Source organism: Lentzea sp. NPDC004782 (assembly GCF_040609115.1).
Taxonomy (GTDB): Bacteria; Actinomycetota; Actinomycetes; order Mycobacteriales; family Pseudonocardiaceae; genus Lentzea.
Window position 1 is genome coordinate 71,638 of the sequence record NZ_JBEXJN010000045.1, and the last position, 8,153, is coordinate 79,790.

11 protein-coding genes are annotated in these 8,153 nt (G+C 70.8%); 6 read left to right on the forward strand and 5 right to left on the reverse strand.

The features are described from left to right. The first annotated feature begins 9 nt into the window (after positions 1–9). Positions 10–960: a YbdK family carboxylate-amine ligase gene (locus tag ABZV40_RS33515; RefSeq protein ID WP_355450705.1), complete on the forward strand. Its 951-nt coding sequence runs from the start codon at positions 10–12 to the stop codon at positions 958–960. After that, positions 935–1,942: an iron-containing redox enzyme family protein gene (locus ABZV40_RS33520; RefSeq protein ID WP_355450708.1), complete on the forward strand. Its 1,008-nt coding sequence runs from the start codon at positions 935–937 to the stop codon at positions 1,940–1,942. The genes ABZV40_RS33515 and ABZV40_RS33520 overlap by 26 nt, the downstream gene beginning before the upstream one ends. Here the strand turns inward: ABZV40_RS33520 and ABZV40_RS33525 are convergent. Then, positions 1,885–2,121, reverse strand: coding sequence for a CDGSH iron-sulfur domain-containing protein (locus tag ABZV40_RS33525; RefSeq protein ID WP_355450711.1), 237 nt, complete (start codon positions 2,119–2,121; stop codon positions 1,885–1,887). The two genes, ABZV40_RS33520 and ABZV40_RS33525, sit on opposite strands and share 58 nt — an antisense overlap. Continuing rightward, positions 2,096–2,758, reverse strand: coding sequence for a HemK2/MTQ2 family protein methyltransferase (locus tag ABZV40_RS33530; RefSeq protein WP_355450714.1), 663 nt, complete (start codon positions 2,756–2,758; stop codon positions 2,096–2,098). The genes ABZV40_RS33525 and ABZV40_RS33530 overlap by 26 nt, the downstream gene beginning before the upstream one ends. Positions 2,759–2,830: 72 nt before the next feature. Here ABZV40_RS33530 and ABZV40_RS33535 point away from each other — a divergent pair, with 72 nt between their 5' ends. Beyond that, positions 2,831–3,415, forward strand: a complete 585-nt coding sequence (locus ABZV40_RS33535) for a hypothetical protein (protein ID WP_355450717.1) — start codon at positions 2,831–2,833, stop codon at positions 3,413–3,415. Here ABZV40_RS33535 and ABZV40_RS33540 read toward each other — a convergent pair. The 3 genes from ABZV40_RS33540 to ABZV40_RS33550 are packed head-to-tail and all read right to left on the reverse strand — an operon-like array spanning position 3,410 to position 4,873. Next, the gene (locus tag ABZV40_RS33540) at positions 3,410–3,874 is read right to left on the reverse strand and encodes a DUF1360 domain-containing protein (protein WP_355450720.1); all 465 of its coding nucleotides are present in this window, start codon (positions 3,872–3,874) and stop codon (positions 3,410–3,412) included. The two genes, ABZV40_RS33535 and ABZV40_RS33540, sit on opposite strands and share 6 nt — an antisense overlap. Next, entirely contained in the window at positions 3,871–4,062 is a 192-nt protein-coding gene (locus ABZV40_RS33545; RefSeq protein ID WP_355450723.1) for a DUF2795 domain-containing protein, read from the reverse strand. Before ABZV40_RS33545 ends, ABZV40_RS33540 begins: the two co-directional genes overlap by 4 nt. A gap of 16 nt (positions 4,063–4,078) precedes the next feature. Continuing rightward, positions 4,079–4,873 carry an SDR family NAD(P)-dependent oxidoreductase gene (locus tag ABZV40_RS33550; protein WP_355450726.1) on the reverse strand — a complete coding sequence of 265 codons (795 nt, stop codon included), beginning with the start codon at positions 4,871–4,873 and terminating at the stop codon, positions 4,079–4,081. Positions 4,874–5,013: 140 nt separating this feature from the next. On the opposite strand from ABZV40_RS33550, the gene ABZV40_RS33555 reads away from it, so the two are divergent. From ABZV40_RS33555 to ABZV40_RS33565, 3 genes are read left to right on the forward strand one after another with little or no spacing between them, the layout of a single operon-like run. Beyond that, on the forward strand, positions 5,014–5,991 hold the full coding sequence (locus ABZV40_RS33555; protein ID WP_355450729.1) for an efflux RND transporter periplasmic adaptor subunit: 978 nt from the start codon (positions 5,014–5,016) through the stop codon (positions 5,989–5,991). After that, on the forward strand, positions 5,991–6,683 hold the full coding sequence (locus ABZV40_RS33560; protein WP_355450732.1) for an ABC transporter ATP-binding protein: 693 nt from the start codon (positions 5,991–5,993) through the stop codon (positions 6,681–6,683). Before ABZV40_RS33555 ends, ABZV40_RS33560 begins: the two co-directional genes overlap by 1 nt. After that, positions 6,683–8,011 carry an ABC transporter permease gene (locus ABZV40_RS33565; RefSeq protein WP_355450734.1) on the forward strand — a complete coding sequence of 443 codons (1,329 nt, stop codon included), beginning with the start codon at positions 6,683–6,685 and terminating at the stop codon, positions 8,009–8,011. The genes ABZV40_RS33560 and ABZV40_RS33565 overlap by 1 nt, the downstream gene beginning before the upstream one ends. Positions 8,012–8,153: the final 142 nt, after the last annotated feature.

Sequence of the window (8,153 nt, forward strand, 5' to 3'; positions counted from 1 at the left end):
ACCGTTGGCGTGGAAGAGGAGTTTCTGCTCGTCGACACGGCGTCCGGACGTACCGCGGTGCGGGCGGACGCCGTGCTGGCGCGCGTCGGTGACACCGGCCTGACCAAGTTCCACGCCGAGTTCGCGGGCACTCAGGTGGAGGCCGCGACCGGTCCGTGCGAGTCGGTCGCCGACCTCGGCGACGCGCTGCGGCAGGCCCGCACCACGCTCGCCAAGGCCGCGGAGGACATCGGGCTGAGCCTGATGTCCCGTGGCACACCGGTGAAACCGTCGCTGCGGCCGATCGTGTCCCGTTCCCGTCCCCGGTTCCACCGCGTTCTCGACACGTACGCGGGCGTGGTGGAGCACTACGAGGCGTGCGGATGCCATGTGCACGTGGGTGTTCCGGACCGCGGCACCGGTGTCCGGGTGCTCAACCACGTGCGGCCGTGGCTGCCCACGTTGCTCGCGCTGTCGGCCAACTCGCCCGACCACGGCTACGCGAGCTGGCGCATGGTCGAGCAGTCGCGTTTCCCCGGTTCCGGAGTGCCACCGGTCTTCCCCGACGCCGACGACTACGACGCTCACGTCGCGCGCATGGTCGCGTGCGGCACTCTCGTGGACCGCGCCCAGTCGTTCTGGCTCGCCCGCCTGTCGCCGAAGCTGCCGACCGTGGAGTTCCGGGTGGCGGACGCGGCGGCCACCGTCGAGGACGCGATGCTGCAGGCCGCCCTGTCGCGCGCTCTCGTCCACACGGCGTGCCTCGGCGGCGAGTCACCGCCGGTGCGCGACGACGTGTGCGCGGCGGCCGTCTGGACGGCCTCGCGGTACGGCCTGGACGGCCCCGGAGTCGATCCGTGGCGTGCGTGCCGGGTGCCCGCCACGGCGTTGCTCGGCAGGCTCCTGGAGCACGTCACGCCCGCGCTGGCCGAACGCGGGGAGCTCTCTCTGGTGCATGACCTCGTCGACCGGCGGGTATGAGAGCGTGGTGAAGCTTCCCGCACCACGCGGACCGCTGTCCGAGACCGTCGTCGCCACGCTGGGCGGCGATCCGGACGGACGGCTGGTCCCGTTCACCGACGCCGGCCCCGATCCGTACGGCGAGGACCTCACCCTCGCCCTGCACCTGCTGTACGAGCTGCACTACCGCGGTTTCGACGGCGTGCACCCGGCGTGGGAGTGGGACCCGGAGCTGCTGAAGTTCCGCGCCCGGGCCGAGATCGCGTTCCTCGCCGCACTGCGGTCCGATGTGGACGGCGGTGACGACCTGACCGCGGCGCTGGACGAGCTGCTGGTCGAGCGCGTGCCGGGCGACGGCGTGTCGCATCACCTGCGGGACAACGGAACCTGGGACGAGATGCGCGAGTACTTCGCGCACCGCTCGGTGTACCACCACAAGGAGGCGGACCCGCACGCGTGGGTCATCCCGCGGTTGCGCGGCCGGGCGAAGGCGGCGCTGGTGGCGGTGGAGTTCGACGAGTTCGGTGGCGGACGGGCCGACCGGATGCACTCCCGCCTCTACGCCGACCTGCTCGAGGGCGCCGGGATGTCCCCGGACTACCTGCACCACCTCGACGACGTGCCCGCGCCCGCCATCGCGATCGTCAACATGATGTCGTTGTTCGGCCTGCACCGGTCGCTGCGCGGCGCGCTGGTCGGCCACTTCGCCGCCGCGGAGATCACGACGGCGCCGAGCGCCCAGCGGATGGCGCAGGCGCTGACCCGGCTGGACGCCGACCCGCGGTGCGTCGAGTTCTTCACCGAGCACATCGAGGCCGACGCCGTGCACGAGCAGATCATGCGGCGTGACGTCATCGGTTCACTGCTGGAGCAGGAACCCCAGCTGCGGGCGGACGTGGTGTTCGGCATCCAGGCCACCGAGCTGCTGGAGGCACGCCTGGCCGATCACCTGCTGTCGTCGTGGCGCTCGGGAGAGTCGTCGCTGCGCACGCGTTTGCGGTGACTGGTGTCGCAGAACGGGTAGCGCTTGCTGCGGCGGCACGCGCACACCGCGACCACGAACCGGTCGCTGGTGTGCGTCACGCCGTCGTCGGTGACGAGCTCGACCGGTCCCTCGACGAGCACCGGGCCGTTCGGCACCACCGTCACCCTGCGCTCACTGGACGCGTTCTGGCCGGTCACCGCGGATCACCACCAGTTCCTCGTGTCGCTGGCCCGGCTCGATCAGCCCGTGCCGTTCCAGGAAGCCGATCCGGCCGTTCATGACCGGACCGAACGGCACCAGCCGCCGTTGCACGACCGACGCCTTCAGGCCGTTGTCCCTCAGCTGCCGCAACGACGTGTCCACTCCGCACAGTGCGGAATGGACCATCAGCAGCACCCCGCCCGGCACCAGCAGGTCGGTCATCCTGGCGCACAACGGGTCCAGCAGCTGGCGCCCGTCCAGCCCCGCGTCCCACGCCCGCGCCGGCCCGCTCACCGCGCAGGGACCGGCGGCCGGCACGTACGGCGGGTTGGCGAGCACCAGGTCGAACCGCTCGTCGGCGACGACCTCCAGCGCGTTGCCGAGCCGCACCCGCAACGGCAACCGTTGCAGGGCGGCGTTGACCCGCGCGGTCCACACCGCGCGCCGGGAGACGTCCACACCGGTCACCTCGGCGGCACCGGCCCGGATCGCCGCGATCGCGAGCGCTCCCGTGCCGGTGCCGATGTCCAGCACGCGCGCACCGGCCGGGATAGCGGCGGCGTGCATGGCCTCGACGAGAAGGGCCGTGTCGTCCTGAGGCGCGTACACGCCCGGTGCCCTGAGCAGCCTCATGGAGGCAGAATCCCCCTCTGGAAGACCTTGAAACACCGCGTTTTCGGGCGGTTTTGCCGGGTAGTCAGGGATGTGCTGACGACGGTGTTCCACCTGCTCGCCAAGGCCAGGCATGCCCGCGCGCTGCATCCGCGCGGCGTCCAGACGACCGGGGAGCTGACCGGCACCCCGCCTTTCCCCGCGACGGCCGCGGTGACCGTGCGCCTGTCCAAGGGCGCCGGTACCGGGCCGGGAAAGCCGGACGTGCTCGGCATCGCGCTGCGCGTGCCCACGGAGTCCGGTGACTGGGACCTGCTGCTGTCGAGCACCGGCACCGGCCGGCGGACGCGGCTGCTGCCGAAGTTCGTGCGCCACTGGCACGACGCCCGGCTCGGCACGCTCGCGCCCTACCGGTACCGCGGCGAACTGCTGTGGTTCATGGCCGTTCCCGACGGCGGGGAGCCGCCGACGAGGTTCACCCTCCACGTGTCCGGAAAGGACGCCGCCTGGCGCCAGGTCGCCACCGTGACGCTGCATCCCGGGGACCGCACAGCGGCACCGGTGGCGTTCGACCCGGTGCTCAACCGGCCGCCGGAGATGGAGCTCGCGCCGAGCTGGCTCGCGGCACTGCGGGAACAGGCCTACGAGGGCAGCCGGCGCGGCCGCCACGTGTCATGACTTCAGCTTGTCGTACAAGAGGTTCAGCGCATCGGACGCCGCCACCGCGCTGAGCGCCGTGGACACCAGCCGGGTGATGCGCGGCGCGAACACCAGCCCCGCGGTGAGCCCGCTCGCGATCCACACGCCCGCGCAGAACGGGCAGGTCAGCAGCTCCCCGATCGCGTGCTTCGCGGGTTCGTCCGACCGTACCGACTCCTTGAGCTCCGCATGCCCCGCCGGTTCCTCGTAGACGGTGAACGGTGCCCGCAACGGGCGCATCACCGCCTCCTTGGTGAGCAACCGGCTCGCCTTGTGCGTCGCCACGCCCACGAGAGCGGTGTCGGCGAGCGAGAACCGCTCCGGCAGCCGGACGCCGGTGAGGCGACCGGCCACCGAGACGGTGCCCGCGAGCACCGCGTAGCTGCCGAGGGCGAAGAGGTAGCCGCGGATTCGCGCACTTCCTTCGGAACGGCTCACGCCTTGGAAACCTCCTCGCTGACGGCGTTCGGGCCGTTGTACTCCCGGTCCGGCAGCTTCTCCAGCGCCGCCATGACGTCGTCGCCGGCGCCGTTGTCGCGCGCCTTCTCCAGCAGCTGCCGCTTGGACACCGGGTAGTCCACGCCGGAGAGACTCTTCTGGATCTGGATGGGGTTCGGTTGGCTCATGGGGCGCGAGTACCCGTCAGGACTCGGCCGAACCGGGTTCGGTCATCGACCGCGTCATCTTCGCCTTCACAGGGTCCGGCGCGACCTTCCCGGCGACCGCCTGGACCTTGTTCTTCAGCGACCCGGCGACCACGTGGTCGTCGCCCTTCATCAGCGCCTCGAAGCCCTGCTGGGCGACCTGCGCCGGGTCGTCCTTGTCGCCCGTCGCGACCTTGGTGTCCTGCATGCCCGCGCGCTCGAAGAACTCGGTGTCCGTCGGTCCCGGCATCAGCGTCGTCACGGTGACGCCCGTGTCCCGCAGCTCTTCGCGCAGGCTCTGCCCGAACGACGCCAGGAACGCCTTCGAGGCCGCGTAGACCGAGTGGAACGGGCCGGGCGCGGTCGCGGCGACGGACGAGGTGAAGAGCACCCTGCCCTGCTTGCGGTCCACCATGTCGCCGAGCAGCCGGTGCGTGAGGTGCACGGAGGAGCGGACGTTCAGGTCCACGATCTCCAGGTTGTCGTCGAGCGAGGTGTCGCGCACGAAGTCGCCGCCGACGCCGACGCCCGCGTTCACCGCGAGCACGTCCACCGGACGTCCGTCCGCCCGCACCGCGGCGACCAGCGCCTCCACCCCCTCGTACTTCGAGAGATCGGTGCGCACCGGGTCGACGCGCACTCCCCCGCACCGCAACGCGATCTGCGCGGCCGTCTCGTCGATCCGTTCGTCCTCCGCCGCGACCACCAGGTCGAAGCCGTTGTCCGCGAGCACTTTCGCGAGCTCGTAACCTATTCCGCTGGAAGCGCCGGTTACCACGGCAAGCGCATTCACAGGTCATCTCCTTCCGGTCAACATCCCGGATACCCGTGACCACCAGGTCGATGCCGGATCGGCCGAAAGTCCGATGCAACCTCCGCGACGCGTGCGGTGTCCTTGTCAGTAGGTTGGTCGAAACGACATGGGGGACATTCGTGCGCAAAATTCTTCTCGCGCCGCTGTGCGCGCTGGTCACGGTCGCCGTGGCGGCGTGCAGTCCGTCAGGTCCGGACCAGACCAACCCGGAGCTGGCACCGCGCGGCACGACGATGACCAAGGTCAAACCGACCAGGCAGGACCTCACCACCAAGCTGAGCATCTCGGGCAAGGTCGAGATGAACCCGACGTTCGGGCTGGTCGCGCCGGTCGCGGGCCAGGTGCGCTACTTCGACGTGCCCGCGCCGAACGGCACGCCGACCAAGCCGACCAGGGTCGCGACGGTGTGGAAGGACGGGACGCCGAACTACGTCGAGATCCCGGCCGGTGCCACGTTCGGCGGCCGGCTCGTCGACGACAAGGCGACCGTGACGGCGGGAATGCCGATCGCGTCGGGCAGGCACGTCGGCTACGCGATCGTCGGTGACATCGACGGCTCGCAGGCGTACAAGATCAGCGGCGCGCTCACCGACGTGACGGTGCAGATCAAGAACGGGCCGGGCCCGTTCCCGTGCACGGTGCTCGGCACGATCGCCGCGCTGCCGCAGGGCACCATCCCGGAGAAGCCGCCGGTCACGCCGGACACCAAGACCCCGCCGGCTCCCCAGCAGCCCAAGACCCCGGAGCAGCCGCAGCAGCCCAGCTCCTCGACCGGCCTGCGCATCGTGTGCACCGCGCCCGCGGACGTGCAGATGATCAACGGCGCCGGCGCGTCGATCGAGGTCACCACCGGCAAGTCCGCGCAGGCGCTGGTGGTCCCGGTCGAGGCGGTCGCCGGGCAGCAGGGCAAGGGCAGGGTCGACGTGCTCTCCCCGGACGGGTCGCGCAAGACCACCGACGTGGTGCTGGGCCTCACCGACGGCAAGGTCGTCGAGGTCAAGTCCGGTCTCACCGGGGACGAGGAGCTCGCCGTGCCGGGCCCGAACCTGCCGGAGCCGCAGCAGGGCGGCGACCAGTCCAAGCCGACGGGACCGTGATGACCGTCCCCCAGGCGCAGGCGCCGCTGCTGCAGCTCAGCGGCATCACGAAAGTCCTGAAGGGCCAGGAGGAACCGCGCACCATCCTGTCCGGTGTGGACCTGACCGTCCATCCTGGACAGAGCGTGGCGATCCTCGGCCGGTCCGGTTCCGGCAAGTCGACGCTGCTGTCGCTGATCGGGCTGTTCGACCGGGCCGACGAAGGCCAGTACCTCCTGCACGGCAACGACATCACGAAGCTGCCCGAACGCAGGGCCGCGGCGTTGCGCAGCGCGGAGTTCGGGTTCGTGTTCCAGCGCTTCTTCCTGCTCAAGCACCTCACCGCCGCGCAGAACGTGGCGATGGCGCTGGTGAACGGCCAGGGCTGGTCGTCGCGGCGCAAGCGCCGGCAGCAGGTGATGGACGCGCTGGAGCAGGTCGGCATCGCGCACCTCGCGAAGTCCAAGCCCGCCCGGCTTTCCGGCGGTGAGCAGCAGCGCGTCGCGATCGCCCGCGCGCTCGTCCGGCAGCCGCGCGTGATCCTCGCCGACGAGCCGACGGGCGCGCTCGACACCGAGACCGGCAACCTCGTCGTCGAGGTGCTGCTGGGCACGACCAGGCGGGGCTGCGGCCTCGTGCTGGTCACGCACGACCACGATCACGCGCGCAAGATGGGCCGCGTGCTGGAGCTGCGCGACGGGCGGTTCAACTGATGTTCTCCGGCAAGCTGCGGTCCGCCCTGGTGATCGGCGGACAGGGCATCCGCGCCCGCAAGCTGCGCACGTTCCTGTCGATGGTCTCGCTGTTCCTCGGTGTCCTCGCGGTCGTGGCCGTGCAGGCGGGGTCGGAGATCGCCGAACGCGCGATGCTCACCGACGTCGAGCTCCAGTCCGGCAAGGACGGCACGATCACGGGCTACATCCCCGGCGAGAAAGGCGCGCCGGGGATCGTCGAGGCCGCGCTGAAGGGCCGCGCCGACGCGGTCGCGATGATCAGCTCGAAGGCGGTCATCGGCGAGCCGGGCGTGCGGCCGATCAACGAGGGCGGCATGCCGTTCGAGTACGCCAACCGCCGCGGCGACTACTACGGCCCGCAGATGGTCTGCGACTCCAACGGTGTGTGCCAGGAGCAGAAGCCGCAGGAGAAGAAGCCGGACGGCCAGGCGATCGAGGTCAGCATGGTCGCGCTGACCGGTGACGTCCGGCCGTTCAAGCCGTTCCGCCCGGTCTCCGGCAGCTGGCTCGACTTCGCCTCCGCCCCGTCGCTCGCGCCGCGGATCGTGCTGAACGAGGAGGCCGCCAAGGGCCTGCGGCAGTACCGGGTGCCCGGCGAGATGACGATCGACGGCGCCACCCACCACGTGACGCCCCAGATCGTGGGCGTGGTGCAGGACGGCACCATCCAGCCGAGGGTCTACCTGCGTCTCGACGAGCTGCGCACGTGGATGCCCGCGGCGGCGCAGACCAGCGAGCTGGACAGGTTCCGCGGCGGGGGCACCGGGCTCGAGGTCTACCTGCAGCCGGGTTCCGACGACCTGCAGCAGCTGCTGAAGGCCAAGCTGGCCGGTGCCGGGATCGACCAGAACCAGCTGCACTTCCAGCGGGTGAACTCCAAGGAGCGCATGCAGTCCGAGCTGAAGATCCTGCGGCTGATCTTCCTCGGCATGGCGTTCCTGGTGCTGCTGATCGGCGTCGCGGGCATCCTCAACGTCGGTCTCGCCACGGTCGGCGAGCGCGTCGAGGAGTTCGCCCTGCGCCGCGCGGTGGGCATGTCCCGGATGCTGCTGGCCGGGATCGTGCTCGCCGAGACGTTGCTGACCGGCCTGCTGACCGCGGCGCTCGCGATCGGCGCGGGCGCGGCGGGGCTGCAGGTCGCGCTGACGTTGTTCGGTCACCGCTTCCCGTCGTTGCAGGGCACCACCTTCCCGTGGGAGGCGGGGGTGGCGGGCGTGATCGCGGGTCTGGTCGCCGGTGTGCTCGGTGGGCTCATCCCGGCGATCCGGGCGGCCCGGATCCCGATCGCCACAGTCATGCGCGCATAGGCGCCCGAACGCGGCGTGCCGGGTGCTCGATGAAGGGCGCCTTACTGCACCTCAGGTGGATCTGGTGTTTTAACCAGGAGGCGCCTGGGCTTTGACATGGGCACGGCCACCGCTTGATCATCTTCGGGTTCCGCCAAGAACT